This window comes from Rhodohalobacter sp. (assembly GCF_034521535.1).
GTDB lineage: Bacteria > Bacteroidota > Rhodothermia > Balneolales > Balneolaceae > Rhodohalobacter.
The window spans coordinates 1,093,995-1,117,215 of sequence record NZ_JAXHMF010000005.1 but is presented as its reverse complement, the minus strand read 5'-3'; the positions used below and the strand labels follow the sequence as shown (position 1 = coordinate 1,117,215).

6 protein-coding genes are annotated in these 23,221 nt (G+C 43.5%); 1 reads left to right on the top strand and 5 read right to left on the bottom strand.

Annotated features, from left to right (window positions below; all coding sequences use genetic code 11):
* Positions 1 to 28 precede the first annotated feature (28 nt).
* The 3 genes from U5K35_RS11810 to U5K35_RS11800 are packed head-to-tail and all read right to left on the bottom strand — an operon-like array spanning position 29 to position 13,762.
* Entirely contained in the window at positions 29 to 7,462 is a 7,434-nt protein-coding gene (locus tag U5K35_RS11810) for a hypothetical protein (RefSeq protein WP_322571666.1), read from the bottom strand.
* Complete coding sequence (locus U5K35_RS11805; protein WP_322571665.1) at positions 7,386 to 12,023, bottom strand: hypothetical protein; 4,638 nt, start codon at positions 12,021 to 12,023, stop codon at positions 7,386 to 7,388. The genes U5K35_RS11810 and U5K35_RS11805 overlap by 77 nt, the downstream gene beginning before the upstream one ends.
* Positions 12,024 to 12,037: 14 nt before the next feature.
* Positions 12,038 to 13,762 (bottom strand): hypothetical protein, encoded by a 1,725-nt coding sequence (locus tag U5K35_RS11800; protein WP_322571664.1) that lies wholly within the window; start codon positions 13,760 to 13,762, stop codon positions 12,038 to 12,040.
* Between the two features lie 238 nt (positions 13,763 to 14,000).
* Between U5K35_RS11800 and U5K35_RS11795 the strand changes: the two genes are divergently transcribed.
* Entirely contained in the window at positions 14,001 to 16,235 is a 2,235-nt protein-coding gene (locus U5K35_RS11795; protein WP_322571663.1) for a Tex family protein, read from the top strand.
* Between the two features lie 160 nt (positions 16,236 to 16,395).
* Here the strand turns inward: U5K35_RS11795 and U5K35_RS11790 are convergent, their stop codons facing one another.
* Positions 16,396 to 17,115: an InlB B-repeat-containing protein gene (locus U5K35_RS11790; RefSeq protein ID WP_322571662.1), complete on the bottom strand. Its 720-nt coding sequence runs from the start codon at positions 17,113 to 17,115 to the stop codon at positions 16,396 to 16,398.
* Positions 17,116 to 17,126: 11 nt separating this feature from the next.
* Positions 17,127 to 23,105: a right-handed parallel beta-helix repeat-containing protein gene (locus U5K35_RS11785; RefSeq protein WP_322571661.1), complete on the bottom strand. Its 5,979-nt coding sequence runs from the start codon at positions 23,103 to 23,105 to the stop codon at positions 17,127 to 17,129.
* Positions 23,106 to 23,221: the final 116 nt, after the last annotated feature.

The following is a 23,221-nucleotide window of genomic DNA, read 5'->3' as shown; positions in this document are numbered from 1 at the left end:
ATATTCACTTCTATAAACTTAAATAATTTTACCAAACCGAAATATTGGTTCCGGTATTGATCATGTTGTAAATAATTGGACTCGGTACTTTGGTAACTGTGTTTTGTTGACCATTTGTATTCGTAACTCGAATATAAACTTTTATATCTGTGTAATTGCGTCCGGATATATTTACCGTCCTGCTTCCGCTTAATGCGTTTTTAGGTGAACCGGTTACATTTATAAAGTCAGACCAGGATTTAATTGTTTTCAAGTGGCTTAAAGTAGCACTGGTATCCTCAACTTTATATTCAACTTTAACTACCCCACTTTCAGGATCTTGAATGCTGGAAGCCGAAATGGTTACATTATTACCGTTTCGACTCAATGAAACAGATGGATTCTGTGGTGGTGACGTATCGTAAACAAACCAATGACTCATAGCAAAACCTGACCGGGTTCCCTGATTATTGTAAGAACGAACGAACATCAACAAGTTCTCACCTTCCGGTAGATCTATATCCGGTAAATCAACAAAGGTTGCAGTGGTATTAGTGGTAGTTTGATCTGCATATGCTGCCAGATTATAAAAGAACATGGCAACTTTGTTTGAACTGCTTAAGTCTGCTTTTTTCCACTCATTTAGATAGCTTGAGAAGAGTCCCGTTTTAAAATTCACTTCGTATCCATCAATATTTGTTTCAGGATCAGTGGACGGTCGAATTAAATAGAATCCGGGAGTTCCGTTTTCATATGAGGCAGCAATTTTCGGATGTATCGGTGGAGTTGGGTCTTCTGCTATAATTGGGCCGTAAACCATCACATCTTCACTAAGATTTCCTGCATAATCCTCAGCTTGAATGTACACATAAAATTCTCTTGAAAAACTTACCGGAGAGTCTGTAATTACTTCACGTGTATTGTTTGTATAATCTACGAATTCAGGATTTGCAAATGCCGTACTTGTATCCGGTGAGGTAGATACGATATATCGGTATCTTCTCACGCCAGACAGGTCATCAGAGGCTTCATCCCAATCCACCGTAATTCTTGGGCTTCTCTCTGTGTAATCCAAAGGATCCTCATAATTTGGAGCTGAAGTAACCGCTTCATTATAATCTGCTCCTCTGCCTGTTTTAGAAGGCATCGATATATCTTGCTGACTGAAAGAAGAGATAACCGGCGGAGTTCCATCAAACCGGATAGGTTCACCAACTTCCTTTACACTGCTGATCATATCCTCACCATTTACTGCCCTTACACTTAAATAGTGTGGACCTGTCGTTAAATCCAGGTTCCGAATTGTGATTTCCTGAGCAATATTATCTGTACCGGCAGTATTTGAAACTAAAGAAGAGTTTCTGGTTACTCTTCTTCCCTGAACCCGGGTCCAGCCTACAATGGTTGTGTCCCCTTTGCTGTCTCCCAAAGCATATTCAAAAGCCGCAATATCAGATTCAAGATCAAAAGAAATTCCAATAAATTTAATTTCATGTGTTTCATTTGCCCAGCGGCTTTTCGATCCGCTTTGCTGGCCAACCGGGTAAGCCTTTCGGTAATCGAAGCTAACCAATGGTCGTGATGGCGGAGTATCGTCTGAAATAGCTACTCCATCATCTGAACCTGGTGAGAAACCCGGTATATATATTGGTGTTCCAAGATTATAAGATCCAAATACCGATCCGTTATTTTTAACGTCCACCGTAAACGCAGCAGGTCTGCTTATGGCCGTTCCGGAAGGCCCTCTTGCTCTTACAACAGCTGTAAAGTTCAAGTCATCTTCGTTTACATTTTTTCTAAAAATATAACGGGTTACTTCATTATCACTGCCAACGGATAGCATATCCGGAACAATTACTGTTGCATTGGTACTTCCTCTACTCATTTGGTAGCTATTTTCAACAACATTTCCTGAAGGGTGGGTTGCTTGCCAGCTCATTGTTAATTTATTGTTATAGCTATCCAGGTCGCGATCAACATGAATACTGTTAATTCGCGGAGGAGTAAGAGTTTCTTCCAGATCACGTTTCAAGTCATTCAGGTCTTCAGCTGCAGAATCACCGGCAATATCTGCCATTCTGGCCGCATAGATATCAACCATTCCATGCAACGTCATATAAAGAGATGCTTTGGCTTTGTGGATATTATCCACGGTTGCTGTAAAAGATTCATGGGCTGATTCCATTTGTGTTATTCTACTATCGTAAAGATCAGCCATCTCTTCGGCCTGTGATCTGGATGAATCTCTTAAAGCACTAAAACCCATTGTAGGCAGGTCGTACCAGAACTCAACTCCTTTTACAAAATAGTTTGTCAAAAAGGAGTCTTTATCATTTCTTCCCCAATTTAACATTTCACTTCTAAAATCTCTCTTTTCACTGAGTGCCTGACTGCTATTGGTACCGGGGTCAGCAAGCAAAATTCTGTAGTACTGATTTGAACTCAGATTACTAACATTTCCCCTTTCGGTAGAACTAATCGAATGTCCGGAATCAGCCGTATAGTCTAAAGATGAGTTCTCACCGGAAATGTTGATATTAAAAACATTTACATCTAAATAGTTCTCAATCGTCGATTCATAAGCATCAATAATTGCCTGTCTCTCAGACCCACTTACCAGATTAAAGTACCCGGCACGCTGAACATTTGCCCACCTGTTTAACTTCCATCGGTGGTTAATGTAACTGCCATAAAATTTATCGATGGCTGTAGAAGTTTCTGCATATATTTCAGAAACATCGTTTGCGCTTTCCTCAATTGTAAGTTGCCCTTCTATTTGCATTTGACCATCCAGGCCAACACGTGTAACTCTTGGGAGTGTATACTTTCTGGACAGAGCTAAATCAATACGATTTATATAGCTTCGTACTGAATCAATAGCTGCTGAATATTTTGCATCCAGCTGATCTATTTCTTGTTTCAGATTTTCCAGTTTGGTTTGATTATTTGAAGCAGCGGTACTGTCAACACTAAATGAAGGTGTCATTCCTCCATCTTTGTTCAATACACTTGAATTGACAGGTGAGGATATTTCATCCTCCAGTAAAGTTTGAGCACTTTCCTCCCACTGCAGTGCCAGTTCATAAGTACCCTGAAGCCTTTCTTGGGTGCTTCCGGCTACATTGGTTAGTGCATTAATCTTATTCTCCATTTCGCTTCTCAGAGATTCCAGGTCATATTCCGACTCATCCGGTATTCCCGGCCCGTCTACAATATGTTCGCGTATATCTCTCAGTACTTGAGGAACAGCCCGGTTCCCAGAAACCAGTTTCTCTTCTCTGAAAATAATTGCACTGTAAAAACTGGATTGATAATTATCACCCTGTTGCAATAGAGTCATCCCTGCCGCAGAAAGAACACCTTCTCCTATTTTCATCACTTCAGGTTCTGACTGCAGATCATCCAAGGCATCCAGTGCTTCAGACATCTGATCCCCAAGATTTTGTGCCTGCTGTCTGGCTTCATCAACCAAGGATTCAAATTCTGCGTTTTTCCCCTTTCCTCCGTTAAACCTACCGTTTCTTGCAGAGACCCATAGCCCCACGCGGCCTTCAAATACCATAAATACTTCTACGTATGCACTGGCTGAAGCATATACCAAATAACCGTCATCTACGATCAAGGCTCCCTTTAACGTACCCCCAACACTTGCCACTTTAAACAGAGTGGCATCGAAACCAATCTCTACATAAGCACCAAATTGACCACTGTTTTTCAGCCACCATATAGATCCTTCCCAGCTACTGGTTACTGAAATAACCCAAACATCAAATCCTTGACTGATTGAAACTTCCGTGTAAAATCCATCCGGACTAACAATAAATGATGCATCCGCCTCTATAAAACTAAGAATATTTAAATCTCCATCACCATGAATTGCCCAGATTACTTCTATATCTTCACCAGCCGCCGCAGGAGGTCCGGTTTCTTCAACAAAGAAATCGATAGTTAAACCACCTGTGACAACACCACTATAATTGATATCAACGCCGATTCCTCCATTGATACTCAATTTTGGGCTCCACTCTACGGTCAAATACAACCCCGCACTTATGCTATCTCCCTGGTTCAGTATTTCTCCGCGCATATCCAAAGCGATAAACTCATCCGTGAGCAACAGGAATGCCCGTCCCTCAACAGCATATGCCCCGGCACTTCCAACCAAACCTGCTCCGACGTTCAATACCACGGCAAACTCATAATCTCCTTCCCTATCTTCCCAGGGAGGGGTACTGTTATACATATCATATTGAACAAGCTCTAAAACATCCACAAAGTCTTGATTTGTAGCATTATAGAAGAATCCTCCTCCCAACTCATTGAGTACAATCACACCGGGGAAAAGTGGAATTTCAGCCGAGACTGATACAAAAATCCCAAAACTAAACTGATCATTTAGAGTCGACATTCTGCCAAGTGCAGCTATTCCGTAAGTTTCACCCTGTGGTGTCTCAAAATTACCGCCCCCGGCAACCTTCAGCATAAACCCATCCGGCTCTTTTTTATACTCCATGCTGGCAAACAGACTTGCACTATCCCCCAGCTTAATATCAACACCTTCAATATTTAGATAAAACTCGGAGCTGTTTCTGTAATAAAATATCTCCTTCACCGTACCACTAAATCCTCCATCAATACTGATACTGACAGCACTTTCCTCACCGTCACTAGCAAACCTCAGGTATTCATCAACCATTTTTGAGTTTTCAGACCCTTCCTCAATATTCTTCGGAGCACCTTCTGCATTTTCATCATAGGATTGCTCTTTGATGGTAATCTCTTCATCCGTTCCCCACTCCATAGAACCAACTGTTATATCCACAACACCGGCCATATTAAACTGACCGCCGTCCAGCTCGCCCATCGACTTGATACCGGTCTGATCTATTGTAAAACCTTCCAGGCTTAAAGATCCGTCAATACCGTCTAGAGTTAACCCTGCAGACGCATTTATGCTTATTCCAAATACTTCTGCGTTATCGTCTTCAAGTGCAACACTTGAAATGGTCATATCAAAAAAACCGGCATTGAAGCTAAAATCAGGCGCAGAAATGTTATGCCAGGATAGTTTCTGATCACTTAATTTGTAACGTACCCCGGCACTTGAAACGGCCCCCGGTTGTCCAAGCTCAATTTTGTCGCCATCGATATCAACATCCGCGGAGGCATAGAATATCATATCGCCTTCATGGATATTGTTAATCTGAAGACCTACTCCTGTAAGATTTAAATCTGCGATACTACCCAAGCCAACGGTTGCATCTTCAAGTACAAAATCCGGCCCGGAAAAACTTGTACTTCCCTGATGGTCCACCGATATAGAAAGAGCAGATGTAGAATTAAACGGTTCGGGTAATGAAGCCTCTCCGTCAGCTGTTAGGGTGGCTTTATTGTTTTGAACCCCGATTGATAATGAATTCAATACCATGTATTGATCCATAATTTGCACAGGAGAATCAATAAGATCTATACCTCCCGCGCCTAGTGAAAAAGTCCCATCCGAACCAATTCTCAAATCCTCGAAATCAAATGTTTGATCCAGAAATGATAAGGCCCCGTCCATCGTAATCAATAGACTGTTACTATCTGTAAATTGAAGCCCCAAAGTCTGAATGGTGATGTTATCTTCATCTCCAAACATACTGATAGAAAGCGGGGTCAAGCCATCAGTATTAACACTGTCTACGGATACTCCGGCAGTACCCACTCTTAATCCCTCTAAACTGATTTCCGTATCATCTCCTGTAATCTCAGCAAGAGTAAACCTCCCATCCATGATCACTGCAAAATCCTCATCAACCAATTCAGCTCGTATATCATCTAAAATTAATTTTGCCTGACCAATCGGAAGTTCCTGGGGAGTCAAATGATCTACATCCAAATTAAAACCCCATTCGCTTTGCTCAAAACTTGCCGCAAAATGTATATTTGTGGTATCCCCGTCAGCATTTTCCAGAAATGAACTTCGGATATCACCTGAGAATTTATAGGCTTCATTCGTTCCAAAATTCAATTCCACACCGCGTACTGCCATTTCAAATGCACCGTCAGCAAATGATTGCTCCGTCAAAGCAACATCATCATCTTCAGTGTGTGACTCCGAAAACTCTCCAAAAGCGAATGTGGATTCAGTAAAGCCGTCAACACCCATTGTGATTTTTTCAACCAGTACTTCCATCTCATCAAATGCTTCAGGGAGTGTTAATTTTGCGTCAGCATATAATTTGTGAGGTTGATCATTTAATTTTTCAAAATGCAGAGCCGTGAGACTGATAGGAAAATCTCCATAATCTTCCATATTCAGAGGTGTCTCACTTACATCGGCAGTTATACTTCCACTGATAACCTCGTATGCATCATTGATGACTACATCACTAAAACTCACATTGATTTGAGGCGAATCTCCCTGTCCGTCACTGAGCGATGTGATCACAAGCGGGACCGGGTTTGAAGTATAAAGTTCCAGTCCATCATCTACGTTTTCTGATTGAATCAGATTTTGTCCCTGCTCATCTCTCAATACAATATAGGCTATGTCTTTATTGGGTAAACCAAGCGTATCGGGCATGGCAACCGCTCCCGCAATATTATCTGCATGAAATCCCTGGGAATCGTACCAGGCAAGCCGGGTTTGATTTTGCCCATCCTGTAATATCAAATCTGCCTGACCTGAAACGACCTGCACCGGCTGCATTCCAATAGCCAGCTGCTGGAAATCGAGAAGTAGACCATCGTGAGACTCATCCCCAAATCTGAGCGAAGCCGAACTTTCACCATCAACCTGCAATCCATTCTGATCAATTTCTATATTTGAAGGCATTGTAAATCGTACTCCTGCACTGTAGTCGATTGTTGACGCAGGATCCACAACCGCCCATTGAGTCGGATTGAATGAAATATCGACCGCAAATTCGTTTAATATTTCGACGCTCCCTGTTGATATATTTCCTGATCTGAGGTTGATTGCCAAATCATTAAAAGTTGTAGAGACAGAACCATCTCCTACTGACAATGATCCGCCGCCCGTAAATTTGAAGCCGGTGGTATCCAATTGAGCGCTCTGAACGGTGAACGCGAACAGAGAATCATCTTCAGGTATGTACCAATCAAAAGGTTCATTGATTCCAATACTTCCATCAACAATTCTGCCTTGCATCAAGTCGAATTCCAAATTACCGCTGGCAGAAATATCACCGGCGGATTCACGTTCAATCAGTGCGGTAGCCAATCCATCCAGTAAGATTTCTTGACCGCTACCGGAAAATGAAAACATCAAATCAGATTGGCCAAAACTCAGTGCCAGAGGACCTGTTTGAAGCTGGCCACATGGCATAAAGTTATTTACCGTTCCCGAAATGCCTCCTTCCGTAGAAAGGGAAAGATCTATGCGGGAATCCGTACACATCTCATCCAGTTCCTTCAAACCAATCCGGCATTCCCATATATCCGGAGAGAGAAACGTCGGCTCCTTGCGTGTTTTCATCCGTAGCGTAGAACTCTCCGGCAAAACCATCCAGAAATAAGGAAACGCCAGAGCCGACAGGAAATTCAATCGGATCGCTGGAAGCATCATACGGAACAATAGAGCCGGTCAGATTTCCATTATCCAATCCTACGCTATTCAGGGTTAATGAGACTTGAGATAGCTCCGGTGCTGTTTGTTGATACTGAGGAAATGATAGTTCTAAATCAAATTCAGGATTCATATCCAGTATATCATCAGCAATTGAGTCGAGATGCAGGGTATCTTTTGGCATACGGAATGCCAGCGGTTTTATGGAAAACACCCCCAGATCGAACGCGGGAGAATTTAAAGCCGGATTAGTACCGCTGTGAATATTTTGTTCCGGGATGACAAATCCATCAAATTCTCTTAATGAAACATGCTTCAGAGGAATATCTATGGTTTCCCCGTCGGAAAGAACGACAGCCAGTGAAAAATCGAGATCGGCGAAGTAAGTAAACCCATCATTTTTTGAGTAGTTCAGTGAAAGAGATGAGATTTGATCCACCGAAAATCGAATCGGTCCAAGATCAACCTTTGCACTCTCAGTTAGAGAGGAGGCATCAAAATCTGTAATTGAAAAACCAAAGTTTGAAAATCTGGCACCTATACCTGCCTCAGCAGCTACTTCTCCATCCGGATTGTTAATCTGAAAGCCACCGCTAAAGTTAAACTCAAAATCGGGTGTACCGGCCGGTACTACAGGTACATCTACATAACCCGATATTGAATCTACCTGTAGTGATACAAGGTTATTGGATGGGCTTAAAGGAATAGTGGAGTCAATAGATGGCAGGTTTACATTTCCTTTTGCCCGACCTTCGCTATCAATAAGCAGAGTAATCTGGCCACCGTTTTCCAGCTGCTGATCCATCAGGTTTAAATCTCCTTCTAAAAACAGAGCTGAAATATCATTATTCGCAGTTAAACTCCTGGTCTCATAAACAATTTGGTTTAGCGTCATGGGTATACCAAGCTCTTCCAAGCTAAACTCGGGACTATCCTCAGGAATTGATGCGGAAACTGAACCGGAAATGTAGTTCCCCGTAGATGGATTAATTCTCAAATCAGTTAAATTAACATCTACGCTTGGAGCCGACGGCTGACTGCCCTGCATACCGGGAATAACAAGCTGTAAACTTTCGCCTGGCAGTGTTTGTATCTGAAGAGATCCATCCTGCATGCGGTTGGTTTCAATCAGCAGTTGATCATTTTCTTTAATTTGCAAATAGGCAATCTCTTCGCGTGGAAGTGGTATCCTGTCAGGTAAGAACTCATCTCCAAAAAAGCCAATATCCGGATTGAATCCATTCTCATTTATCAGAGCAATTCTCTGCTCATCCCAGTAGATTTCTGCTTCTCCGCTTCGAACTCCAAAAGGATCCAGACGCATTGCAAAATCATCCGAATATGTCACTGAAATTTGGTCAAGTGAAATATCACCGAAATTCAGTTCGCCTGATGCACTCCCACTGGTTTTAATACCGGTTGTATCGATTACAACTGTACCTGCATATTGTAACAAAACACCCGGCGATAGAGCCAGAGAGCTGTCTCTTAACGTCACTTGATAGTCCAGTTCATTTGTCGTTTCATTGATGCCCGCCTCAAAACTAAGACTGTCATCCAGAATGACGCTTCCTCCCTCAACCTGGAAAGTCTCCCAATCTATAACCAATTGGTCAAATGTAGCTCCCATCGTTTGATCATCAATCAGAAGCTGCTGCCGACCATCAATATTCAATCCATTTTCTGTAAGTGTGGCTCTGTCGAGTTGAAATACAAATACAGGATTATTCTTTGGGATTCCCCACTCAAACGGGCCGGTCATCTCAAAATTCAACTCTGTAAAACTGCCGGTTTCAAAGTCGTAGGTAAATGAACCTGATGTATCCTGACCTTCACCCAGGTTTAACTCAGCCAGTCCGGAAATTTCGCCGCCTAAACTCCCTCCTTCAGTGTAAACAAGATTCAGATCAGACTGTGTGATTTGAGCAGTATAAGGTCCAATTTCAATTGGGCAGGCGGGTACAAAATCTTCTATCTGAAGGCTGAAACCATTATCCAGTAGTACAAGACTTAGAGGGTCATTTAAATTTGTGACATTCCCGCCATCACAAGAAAAAGGAGTTCCCGTTTCAAGATTTGCATCTAAATTAAGGGCTAAAGACGGATCCAGTTCACCATCGATGTAATCGATTGCCAAATCTCCCCCAATCTCATTTATGACTATGGCATAATCTTCAAAGAACTCCCATCTGCAGGAGCCGCTGTTTTCAAGCTCTAACCCCGCCTGTATCCTTCCATTCTGAACACCGGCATCAACCAGGTTTACAGAAGAATTTCTCAAACATGCAGGGAGCTGATTTTGAACTCCCTGATTTGTCAAATCAATACTTCCGTCAAAATCAAAATTCCATGGTCCGGCTTCAGAATCATCCAGGGTAAACCAAGGAAACTGTGGTGTATCCAAGTGAAAGTTCGATAAACTCAAATCAAACATTCCTAAATCCAGCGAGTAATCGAAAAGATCAGTTTCTGTAAAAGTAACTTCAGGAAATTCAATACCTGAACTGGAAATTGTAACTCCCTCTATTGCCGGGAATTTCGGTGACGATTCTTTTGCAAATTCAAGCATTGCATCTACTTCAATTGCAAAATCCCAGCCACTCGATTCAGAATAATCAATCGATTCCAAATCTAAATTTGAAAAGCCCATATTCAACATGCCTAAATCAAGTTTAGGCTCAGGTATAGTACAATCTGACACAAAATTATCTGCAGAAAAACCATTTTCATCTGATAATCTGATTGTTCCTGATGCACCGCAGGTTTCGTCAGTTAACAGTTCATTTTCCAGTTCAAATTCGAGACTGCTTCGCAGAGAGGTACTATAACTTAGTTCATCATTACTCCAGGATCCCGCAACCTGACCTGTCAAATCCTTCATTGAAAGTGTCAGTTTATCTGAATCGGGAATCAGTGGTATCGACTTATCCAGCTCACAGTTTAAAAATGTGCTGAAATATTCGCGATCTAGGCTGAAAGAAGGAATTTCACACGTTTTTTCTGAAAATACCCGTACATCGCCACTTCCTCGGATACTTCCCTCGGGCATTGTAATTTGGATTGATGTCATCCATATTTCAAATGGTTCGGCACCTAAAGAAGCAATTGGAGAGCTATCCCCTTCCGATAACGCCTCTACTGTTCCCACAAGGCCAATCGGGTCGAGCATAAATTCGTTGTTTGATGCCAGTACCGTACCATCCGTTGTTACGACATCTGCGGCTACTGAAAACCCTTGTCCAAATTCCCATTCTACGTCTTCAAACCTTACATAATCTTTAATTTCTCTCGCCAATGAGGACAATATATCCGACGAAGCCCTAACCGAACCCCCAAATAAAATCGGATTTTCTAAAGATTGTTTTTGAATTCGTACATCTCTCAATTCTGCTTCGGTTTGGATCAGTTCTTCCGTTGCAAAATCAATCTCCAACATCGCCATTCCATTAATGACGTATGAATTAACATCTTCTGTGATATCAACTCTTCTAAATTCCTTGAGCTCAGCAAAACCGGGCACCAAAGGAATACTTTCCAAACTTGAAATCTTTTCTGCAACATCCTCTCCCGCACCTTTATCCCGATACGTAAACGTATAAATCTCACTCTCTCCGTCATTTTGAAGTGGAATTCGTCCGTTGGCATCCTTAGCCGTAACCTGCCAGGCATAGGTTGCACCCTCTTCGAGCGGCAAATATTGTAAAGTATAGGGAAGTGTGGTTTGACCGGTCAGTGTTTCAGAAGCATGCTCCCTGTTACTATTTATCGCCTGAAGCGGTGTTTGTCCTTTAAAAACTTCCACAAGCAGGAAGTCATATTCAAAAAGGCCACCCATTGAACTGGCTACCGGTGTCCATGCAAAGGTAGGTGTTTCAAAAGTCAGGTTTGATCCGTCAGGCACTGATACTAAAATTGGCGGTGGTGGGTAGCGGACCGTGAAAATTGACATTCCCGGCAATGTATTGATTCCGGACTGCTGAACATTGGGTCTTGCCGATATCTCAATCGAGTAGTTTCCTTCAGGTATCGATCCCGATTGAACAACCTGATTTTGCAGTTCTTTATCAAGCTGGTTGAGTACATCTTTCGGGGTCACCGGAAAGGGTACCTCCTCAAAGAAGTTTGCAAATACATAACTGCCCGGGGTGAATGCACGGGGAAGTGATTCAAACTCAATGATTGTGCGATTGTTGCGGGTGAGCGTAAATTCAAATACAAAATCGACCGGCTGACTGCTAAAACTGGAGTAGTTGAAGATGACCTGATATTGTCCGGTCTTGAAATTGGTTTCTATATCATCAGCAAAAGGTGACGATAATACAGGTGGAATTCCTACAATATTCACCTGGGCAGAACTCTGCGCGTTTGATTGAACGGAGAAAATGCCGATGCATGCAGCAACAAGGAGAGATAGTTTAAAAAACTTCTGAATTCCCATTTTTAAGTGATCAATTGTAGCGTTTTTACTCATCTTCAACTGTTGGATTAAAATCTTCTTTGATATCTGAAACTTCCTTCAAGCTCCGTGAACTCTCTTCCCGCGCCGGTTAACACACTGTTGCTTCTGGTGCGCAGAGTTATATTAAAAGAGTCCTTTTCTGTAAGGTTATATGAGGAGTTCAGGCTTCCTGTTAATTGCTGAAGTTCTGTTTCCATCAAATTACCGCCCGGACCTTCTCTTTCATTTATATTCCGGTTAATTCCTGCATTCGCACTGACGTTTAAACTCCTGTTAAAAAAGGCGTAGCTGGTCCCCAGGTTCAGTCCCATATTTTGAATCTCGATACCATCAGAGCTATTTGTCATATAGTTAACAGACGAGTTTATGGTAATACCTATGGGCAATGTAATGGCGTAGTTTAATGCAGAAGTAATAGATTCCGATGCGTAGCTGTCGGCCTGAGCTCCTCCCTGATTATCAAACTTGCTTTCAATACTCATATATCCGCCGGTTAAGGAGATATTATGTGTCGTCTCTTCCCTGCGGAGTGTGAGGCTTGGCTGAAGCATTACGTTATGTGAAATTTGAGACTGACTGCTCCCTGTTGTCTGCCCGTCGATCTCCTCTGCCGTGATATTATTCAGAACCAAGCCATACGTGGTATTAACATTCAAATAATCAGTAATGATAAACTGGATATTGGAGTTGGCATTCGTATTGGTTTGTGTTTGTACCCTGTTGCCCAACAGATTATCTCGCCCCAGTGAAATGTTTGAACTGATGTTGATACGATTGTTCATTAATCGCAACGTCGGACTGACTTTAATTCTCTCTTGATCGTCCCGAACGGTTCCCCGGCCAAGTGATTCAAATCCGGGCTGAATTCTCTCGTAACCCAGCCCCAAATTGAAAAAATCCAGGTTCAGTGTTGCATCCGCCATACCCGCATAGTTGAACCGGCTGCTTGTTCTGGGAGTGAAAATTGATGTGAAAAAGGAAGGAATATTTACTTCATCCATCGATACAACAGAACTGTTTAAGTCCCGCGTAAAAAGTGATGCCGTTACTTCACTCGCAATTGTAAAACGCCCATTGAAAAACTGAACCTGAAAATCGGGAGTTAGTGTCAGGTTCTCTCTGGGAGCAATTTCTAAATTAGTACCTGTAATGGATTCCCTTTCATCTTTGGCATAAAATGTACTTAAGTGAAAATAATTGGTTGATGTATTGCCGTAACCGATTTTCACAGCTCCCGCCCACTGCTCAAAGGCCGGTTTCCTAAAACCGGACTCTAAACTTGGCCTGACAGCTCTTTTTGACCGTCCACCGGTCAACTCCACTAAAAATTTTCCGGGATTTGCTCTTATATATCCACCTCGAATCGTTGCTCCACCCAATCCGTATTCCGAAAAGCGACTGTTTACATCGCCGGCCTGAACATTCAGCCATTTCCAATTGGCATTAAAACTGAGACTGTTCATGTTCTGACGAAACTTGGAATCATCTGTGGAGTAGTTCATATTAATTCCGGAACTAAACCCAAACAGATTAAAATTCATATTGGCATTCGTCTGAATCATGCCCGGTGCACGTCTGTTTTCAATTCCGTCAACTGAGTACGCACTTGCGGTAACACCAATACTGCCGCCTGCAGCAACTCTGTCAATGTCAGATTCTTCGAGAAATTGACTAAACTGCCCTAACGCATCCTGTACACCGTACAGCGAGAAAAGAAGAAACAATAAGCCGATAATTGATTTTTGAGGCACTTCCGGTAGATTTTTATTCCTTTAATGATGTAAGCGTAAGCTTCCGCAAAAAACTTTCATTTTTTTTCCGACTATTTTTCAATTTCGATAATTCGTAACGTGATCTTGTAAAAAAGGGGATTAATGTTCAGCCCGAAAATTCTATTAAACGGATCTTTGAACTTTTTTGATTTGAACCTCTACAAAACCGTATCATCAATTCTCATTTTCGATACATAATTTTTAGAAGTACACCACAATGACCGATTCTCAGATTTTCAGTCACATTGCATCAGCAAACAACTTTTCAGCAAAGCAGGTTAAAACCGTTGCTGATTTTATAGACGAGGGAGCCACCATCCCGTTTCTCGCCCGCTATCGGCAGGAAGCTACCGGAGGACTGGATGAAGTGCAGCTGCGAACCGTTCGTGATGCAATTGAATTTCACCGGACCCTGGAGGATCGAAAGAAAACCATTCTGAAAGCTATTGATGAACAGGATAAACTGACGGATGAACTTCGTGAGAAAATCACTGCCTGCAAAGACCTGAAGACACTGGAGGATCTCTACCTTCCATATAAAAGAAAACGAAAGACCCGTGGCGACATGGCCAAGGAGAAAGGCCTTGAACCGTTGGCACAGAAGATCTGGGATCAGAACATTACTGAAGGCGATCCCCTCAAACATGCCGAAGAGTATATCAGCGAAGAGCATGAGCTGCCGGATGCTGAAACTGTCCTAAAAACTACACTGGATATTGTAGCCGAATGGATCAATGAATCTGTAGAAGTCCGGGATAAGCTTCGAACCATTATTCGCAAACAGGGAGTGATCAAATCGGAGAAAAATCCCGTGGTTGAGGGTCGTACAAATTTTGAGGACTATTACGATTATCAAAACCGCGTTCAGTATCTGAAACCGCATCAGATTCTGGCACTGAATCGCGGAGAGCGTGAAAATGTGCTATTTATAAACCTGGAGCTGAATGACAGCCGCACACTCGACAGTATTGACGATGTAGTAATCACCAATGATCTCTCGATCTTCACTCCCTACCTTCAGGATGCCGTTGAGGATTCCTATAAGAGACTGCTGATGCCTTCATTGGAGAGAGAGCTTCGGAACGAGCTGACCGAGCAGGCTGATGAGCACGCGATCCAGACATTTGCTACCAATCTGAAAAATCTGCTGCTTCAGCCGCCATTGAAAAATCAGGTTGTGATGGGAGTTGACCCGGCATTCCGCACCGGCTGTAAAGTGGCCGTCATTGATGAACTTGGAAAGTATCAGGAAGGAACAACCATCTACCCTACCCCGCCACAGAATAAGGTGGAGCAGGGAGCCAAGGTTGTCAACCAGCTAATTGATAAATATGGTGTGACTCTGATCGCCATCGGAAACGGAACGGCCAGCCGTGAGACCGAGCAGTTTATTGCTGATGTGATTCAGAAACGAAAAGATTCCAAAAACGATGAAAATCTCAACTACCTGATTATCAGTGAAGCGGGAGCTTCTGTTTACTCAGCGTCTACTGTGGCGCGAGAGGAGTTTCCCGATCTGGATGCACCGCAGCGCGGAAATATCTCCATCGCCCGACGGGCGCAGGACCCGCTGGCCGAGCTGGTAAAAATTGATCCGAAGTCGATCGGTGTGGGTCTTTACCAGCACGATGTTAATCAGACCGAACTGGCGAAAAAGCTGGATGATGTTGTAGAGAGCTGCGTAAACGAAGTTGGCGTGAACCTGAATACGGCAAGTGCACCGCTGCTGACACATATCTCCGGGCTGAGCCGGAATGTTGCCAAAAAAATCGTCGACTTCCGTGAAAAGGAAGGGAAGTTTTTGAACCGCGAGCAGATCAAACAGATCTCCGGCGTGGGTGATTTTCGTTTCCAGCAAGCAGCCGGTTTTATGAGAATTCCCGACGGGGAGCATCCGCTCGACAACACCGCGATCCACCCGGAAAGCTATGAGGCCACTGAAAAACTGTGCAACCTGTTTGGTATCAACATTGAAAAACTCTCGTCCGAGCAGAAGAAAATTGAATCCGCTTTTGCCAATATCAATAAAAAAGAGATAGCCCAAAAGGTTGACGTCGGAGTACCCACACTGGAATTGATTATCGAAAATCTTCAGAAACCGGGCCGCGATCCCCGGGAATCTCTTCCAAAACCGCTGCTGCGCCAGGATGTGATGAAAATGGAAGATCTATCAACCGGTATGAAGCTGGAAGGAACGGTTCGCAACGTGGTCGATTTCGGCGCTTTTGTCGACATCGGTGTAAAGCAGGACGGCCTGCTTCACATCTCCAACATGAGCAAAGGCCGAGAGCGTGTGGAAGATCCGCACGATGTGGTCTCAGTTGGTGATATCATCAATGTGGAAATCACCAATATCGACCTGGAGCGTGGACGGATTGGGCTTGTCGTTAGTATAAAAGCACCCCTCTTGAGAGGGGAAAAATTGAGAAAGGATGCAAAGCATTGCTTTTGAAATTCAGGGGAGTGTTAAGAGCGTATTAAACACTAAAATTTTTCTCATTAGCCACGGAAGCACGGAAAACACTGAATATTTTTAGTCCCGACCGTTTTCCCTGTCTCAGTGGCTATCAAAACCTCTGCGGCCTTTTCGACTCCGTGGTTAATCCTGCTGTTTAATCAACCTGAAGTTCATATTCAATAATTAACACGTTCATCTGAGACGCGTCGATTTGGTAGCTGCTCTCTGAGAACATATCCACTGAAAAAGTTTCCGATTGATCCGTTAATGTGAGTGTACCATTGGCCTTTTCCACATCGATATTCCACTCGAGGTTTACGATATCTTCGTCTCCGGGCTGGAGATTCAGTTGCCAGCTCACCTGAGTAAGCGTTTGGTCCAAAATGTCGGTGAAGAGATTCTCCTCATCTCTTACAAACCAGGTGTGAAAAGCTCCTTCAGGAGGAACAGGCGGCGCTTCAACAGAAGACGGATCTTGCTGCTGGCCAAAACTCATTACAATCTGATCGGGCCCGTTTGTGGCTGTTAAATCTGCTACATAAAGAGAACTTACATCGGTAAAATTAGCTGTCAGGCTGGTATTGGCCGTGATCGAAAAATTTAACGGGTTATCGGTAGATTGAATATCCCCCGTCCAGGAATCAAATACCCAACCATCGTTGGCTTGAGCAGATACTGATACGTTTTCATTCTCGTCAAATGTACCGGATGATGGTGTAACGCTTCCTCCCTGCTGTGGTGATGCCGTTGTTGAAAGTGTATATGTAGTGGTTACCGGTGGATCATCACCATCGTCACCGGAGTCGGTGGTTCCGCAGCCGGCCGTGATAAGCATTATGCAAAGCAATATTCCAATGATATTCGATCGTTTCATTTCTCAGCCCTTTATTTTATAAGTGTCAGTTTCTGAATATTTGTAAATGCTCCTGCCTGCATTCGTACAAAATAGATCCCGGATGCAAGGTTGGAAGCGTTGAACGGCACCGTATAGGTTCCGGGTTGCTGCTGTTGATTAACCAGCATCGCCACACGTCTGCCTCCGGTATCGTAAACCTCTACAGTAACATCTGCCTGTTGCGAAAGCCTGTATCTAATATTTGTTGACGGATTGAACGGGTTTGGATAGCCGGGTTCAAGCGTTGTTTCAGTCACCATCTCTTCTGAAGTAATGAGCTCAACAGCAATGTATGGATAGGGTTCCTCCAGGCTTAGTTCTCCGCCATCTGCCAATTCACGTGTAATATGAGCGCCGGATTCATCCTTCAGGTGAATTCGCAGGGCTTGATTAGTTTCAAAATCGCTTCGGAAATTCAGCATTACAGGCCATGAATTTGAAATCACCTTCAGTTCTGTAATGGATTCATCAGCTGCAAAAAGATGATTCACGGTTCTCACATCCAGATTCGGTTCTGGTGCCTGTGGTGGCTTCATATACCGATATTCCTGTTTTTGTGTCAGAGGAGACTCCATAATTATGATCTCCTCCCAATATCCGTTTTGGGATACAATCAGTCTGTTAACCGGAGCATTCTCCACCCTTCCGGCAATGAAATCCGTTGTTTTTCCGGCTGCCTGAGGGGTGAGGTCAACGTTAGCCGTAATAGTTCCCGGCTGATCCGCAAAAATCCAGTATCCGCTTCCGGCCACAATTTCAGAAACCGATTCATAGTTTCCATTATTGAACCGGTAGACCGGAGATCCGGGCAAAATCGAACCGGGATCTTCCAAAGCAGAAATCTGAGCGCTGCCCGAAGGAGCTCCGATTAAGTTCCATCCCTCATTAAGTTCAAGGTTCAGCGTTGTAGCTCCCTGTCCTGCAACAGTCAGCTCAAGAGGCGTATCACTTTTAATCCAGTAACCGCTGCCGGATTCAAGATTTGTATCAGACTGATACACACGGTTAAAGCCATAGACCAAAGCGCCGGAAGCGTTCAGGCTGACAGAGTTTACAGGATGACTCACAAGCTGCCACTCCGCTGTCGCGTTAATCGCTTCACTGTAGTAGCTAACTACTTCCGAAAAGTCTGATTCCTGCCCTTCTGATGTAACAGCAGTCACTGCATAGAAAAGAGGTCCTGATGGTGCAGAAGAATCAAGATATTCACTTTCCCCTCCTGCTACAGTTTCAACAAGTTCAAGCGCAGAAGCCGTAATTCCCCTGTATACATTTACATTAGAACTACTGCCGCCGGATCCGGCATCCCATGTAACTCTTGGACTACCATTTTGAACCGAAACGGTTACAGAGATTGGAGGTGTAAGATCCGCCGTAGCAAATGCCCATGTGGAAGACCAATCACCTGTTCCATCTTCATTTTGTGCGCGAACTCTCCAATAATATGAAGTGGATGGTGAAAGACCGTTTACATCATACGATGTTCCAGTTATCCCTTGCTCATCAACTTGAGAAGTAGCGAATTGTTGGTCTTCAGATACCTGAATCTGATATGAGTCAGCCAAACTTTCCTCTTGCCAGGAAAACGTAACACCGGTTGAGATATCTGTAGCCCCATCCGAAGGTGACGTCAAAATCACAATACCCGGTGGATTAAGCGGTTCTTCTTCGGTTGTAAAACTCCAAACCGTACTCCAGTCACTCTGACCCGCAGCATTGGAGGCTCTCACTCTCCAGAAATAATTCGTTTCGTAGGATAACTGAGGTGCCTGAAATTCCGTACCGGTAATCCCGGTTTCATTCACAACCGTGGACGAAAAATCCGAAACGGTGGACACTTGCAGCTCATAGGTTTCTGCACCCGCAGAAGTTTGCCATGTAATCAGCGGAGCAATTGACACTTCGCTGGCATTATCCGAAGGCGAACTCAACACCACAACTTCAGGCGGACTCAGCGGTTCTTCTTCAGTGGTAAAACTTCGAACATTGGACCAATCACTCTGGCCTGCTCCGTTCACCGCTCGCACTCTCCAGTAGTAGAATGTTTCATAATCCAGATCGGCAACATCAAGTTCGGTTGCCGTAACTCCATTTTGGTCCACAACCGGAGAGGCAAAATCACTGCTCCGCGAAACCTGCACAATATAGCTGGCCGCTTCGGCTGAGGCCTCCCAATTTAGCGTTGGACTAATCGGCACATCCACAGCTCCATCTGCAGGTGAACTCAGCACAACTACCTCCGGCGGACTCTGAGGCTCTGCTTCCGTCGTGAAGCTCCATACAGTACTCCAATCACTCTGTCCGGCTTCGTTGACAGCTCTTACCCGCCAAAAGTATCCAGTAGTATAAGACAGTTGCGGTGCTTGGAATTCTGTTGCAGTGATTCCGGACTCACTGAGAACCGTGGAAGAGAAGTCCGAGACTGTAGACACCTGCAACTCATAGGTTTCTGCACCCTCAATCGTTTGCCAGGTAAAAAGCGGAGCAACTGAAACTTCGGTGGCGTTATCCGAAGGTGAAACCAGTACGGGGATATCGGGAGATGTAAGCGTGCTTTCAACCAATACTGTTCCGCTGAATTCAGATGTATTCCCGGTTGCCGAAATGGACAGTGCCGTGATTTCATCCCCCACCGCAATCAGATCACCCTCTGAAACTGTTATCACAACTTCTTTATCCGATCCAAAATCGGCTGCTTCATATTGTGCAGAACCTAAATAAACTTCACCTTGCCTGTTTCCATTGTTTTTGTAGAATTCAATGCGCAGCGGATAATCAGAGTTGGCCGGAACGGACGGAACGGAGAACGTGGCTGTCAACTCAGTAGCTGCATCGTCATACACGGCTGATGAAAGCACCGGAAAGTTGAGTAAGTTGTTAGGCCCTGTAACGGAATCGTCCGCATCGTTCTCTGTATTACCGTCAGATCCCAGATCGATACCGGTAGTGAAATTTTCAAAAATTGAGTTTCCCGAAATACGGTTATTCAGTGAATTTTCACCGAGTATGGCAATACCACTTTCATCAACTTCTCCATTGCCTGCAATGATGTTACCCACTCCCGACTCTGCTTCATCAAGTCCTATAGTGTTATTACTGGATCCCTCCTCTATTTTAATTCCATCACCAAAATTACCGGTATCCGATAAAGGATCACCATTTAAATCTGTTCCAATGAAATTTCCCAGGATCCTGTTTCCGGAGGCACCTCCGGTTAGAAGCAACCCGCTCGCTCTGTAAAGAAAGCTGTCAAAAATTCCACCATTCCCTGATATAAGATTTCCAGACCAAGACTCGGTACCACCAATTGTGTTGTCTACAGCTCCGATCAAAGCAACTCCGCTACCCAGATTCGCTAGCTTTGTTTCACCGTCTTCCCCCAAGCCGATAATATTACCGGAAATTTGGTTGCCGGTACTTTGGACTCCACTGATTTCAATTCCATTGCTATTATTTCCGGAAAGCACATTGGAATAAATCTGATTATTGTCAGACTGTTCAATTCGAATCCCGTCACTTTGATTTGGAACCCTTGCCGTTACAAGTGCATCCGTACCAATAATGTTACCTCTTAATGTGTTGTTTGATGTCCCTAGCCCTAAAATATCGAGCACATATATACCTTTGCCGCCATTCCCCGATATAAAGTTATCTACAACACCATTTCCACTCGGCCCGTTAGCTAAACGAACTCCATCCACCTCGTTTGGAATGGCCACTGAACCCGTAACATCCAATCCAATTGTATTTCCCTCAAGCACATTCCCAGTTGCTCCCGGCTGTTGAACAAAAATACCCGTATTGTTGCCGGATATTAAGTTGCCAAATACTACATTATCGGGAACATCGTCAATAAAAATCCCCGCCGACCCATTTGAAGCTGCAGTGTCTCCTGTAATATTTGTCCCAATAAAGTTAAATATAATCTCATTACCGCCTTTTTCGCTAATACTGATACCTGCATCTGAAAAATGATTGATTGCCAGGGCCTGAATCTGAGTATTACCTCCACGAATTTCAATTCCGTTTGCAGTCCCCGCATTTATCCCCGACAGCTCGATGATAGGAGACGGATTAAGAGAGCCGTCAATATATCCCGGTTGTGATGCTCCGTTTATGGTTACCGGTTTTTCTACTATAGGTAATGGGGATTGCGGTGTAATCGTGTATGGCGGATCACCCGGTATATTGAATGTGACAGTTCTCACTTCAGTCGATAAGTTGACATTTTCAATAACCCATCGGAGAGACCCTTCACCTGAATCATTAGTATTTACTACAATGAAGTCTTCCGGTCCCAAAACCACTTCTTCAAAAATAGCATCCGAAAACTCAGACGTATTTCCCTGGTTGTCGGTGGCGGTAGCCACAATCCTGTCGCCGATTTCGAACGTAACATCAGCAGGAATGGGGAGATTAACGGTTTTTTCACCAAAGGAATAATCGGCTTCCGAATAGGAATCTGTACCGAGCTGCTCCTTGCCCTGGCGCTCCCCAGTATTTGTTTTGAAAAATTCAATTTGTACAGGATAGGATGAATGGGTGGGATCTGACGAAAGTGAATATGTAATGTCTAAAGAAGTATCTCCATCAATGTATGTAGCAGATGCTAAGTCAGGAAAATTTTGGAGTCTGTTTGGCCCTTCATCATCATCCAATACATCATTTTCGCTGACGGTATTGTCTGTTTCACTTTGAGCCAGATTAATGCCCAGCTCGGCATTCGAAAAAATAGAATTACCTATAATTTTATTATTTATTGATTCCAGTTCATCTGAATTTAAAATTGTTATTCCATTGGCGAGATTATAGGCTATGGTATTTGAATGCTCACTCAGTGAACTGCCAACCTCATTATCTTTTGAACCAACAATGGAAATACCGTTCACCTGATTGGGCAGCGCAGTTGCTCCATCTTCCCCTATACCAATACTGTTTCCAAAAATCTGGTTATCGTCTGCCTGCTGAAATAATGTAATTCCTGCTGTATTATTTGAACCAATGATGTTATTCTGAATTTGATTTCCGGGAGCAAAATTCAGAGCAATGCCATTGCCAAGATTTCCAAGTGGCGAGTTTCCGCTTTGAGTAGTACCAATCCTGTTTTCTTCGATCACATTTGCCGTTGTAAGTGAGAAATTCAGAAGAATTCCTGATCGGTTAGTGCTCGATACTCCATTCCCGGAAACTAAATTCCCGGAGATGAGATTATCCGGGCTGTCATCAATCCGTATACCATTGCCACCATTACCAATAGCAGTTAGTCCATCATAATCTGTACCAATTCTATTTTCTAAAATCTGAGTCCTCTTTACGTCGGATTCAAATATGTCTAAATCAACTGAGGCATCGATATAAATTCCGTGCACGGCATTACCTGATACTATGTTCTGTAGCAGAATTACATCATTACCATTCAAGATCAGAATTCCCGATTCACCATTACCTGCTGCAGTCACACCATCCGTTTCAACCCCCAAAAAATTACGGGTTAACTCAGAACCTGAAGCACCATTTAAGTAGATACCATTTCCAGGAAAATTTATGATTGATAGTCCTTCTATTGATACATTTTCTGCCTGAATTTCAAGCCCATTTCCATCTGATAGAACAGATCCATCAAGCATCACAACCGGGATATCCTCATATCCATCCTGATTCATCATGGTTATGGTTACCTGCTCCTGAATCGGGTTAAGAGGAGTAGAAATCAGAATGGTATGCGGACCTGATCCGGGAATATTGAAACTGATTATGGATGAACCAGCTTCCGAATTTGCCTGCTCAATCGCCCATCGAAAAGAACCCGTTCCTGAATCGTCCGTGTTTGAAACGGTGAAGGTAGTTTGTGCCGCAGCTGTTCCACCCATAAAAATCATTATGAAAGATAATAGGAGGAGTCCCGATGTGATTTTCTTGATGGCTTCTATCCTTAAAACATGTTTTTTGATCAGATTCAGATGTATCATCTTTCACTCAGTTTTATTTTATATTGTATCCTCCGGAAAACAGATATCCCGGCCTGCTCTTTTTACTAATGCGTATTAAATTTCAGGTTTGCACCATTTTTCTCTTTTTAAACTCT

What these genes read in the sequence shown, in the direction of transcription:
- U5K35_RS11810 (WP_322571666.1), bottom strand. Translation starts at nt 7,462, where the DNA reads ATGAAAACACGCAAGGAGCCGACGTTTCTCTCTCCGGATATATGGGAA.
- U5K35_RS11805 (WP_322571665.1), bottom strand. Translation starts at nt 12,023, where the DNA reads ATGAGTAAAAACGCTACAATTGATCACTTAAAAATGGGAATTCAGAAG.
- U5K35_RS11795 (WP_322571663.1), top strand. Translation starts at nt 14,001, where the DNA reads ATGACCGATTCTCAGATTTTCAGTCACATTGCATCAGCAAACAACTTT.
- U5K35_RS11790 (WP_322571662.1), bottom strand. Translation starts at nt 17,115, where the DNA reads ATGAAACGATCGAATATCATTGGAATATTGCTTTGCATAATGCTTATC.
- U5K35_RS11785 (WP_322571661.1), bottom strand. Translation starts at nt 23,105, where the DNA reads ATGATACATCTGAATCTGATCAAAAAACATGTTTTAAGGATAGAAGCC.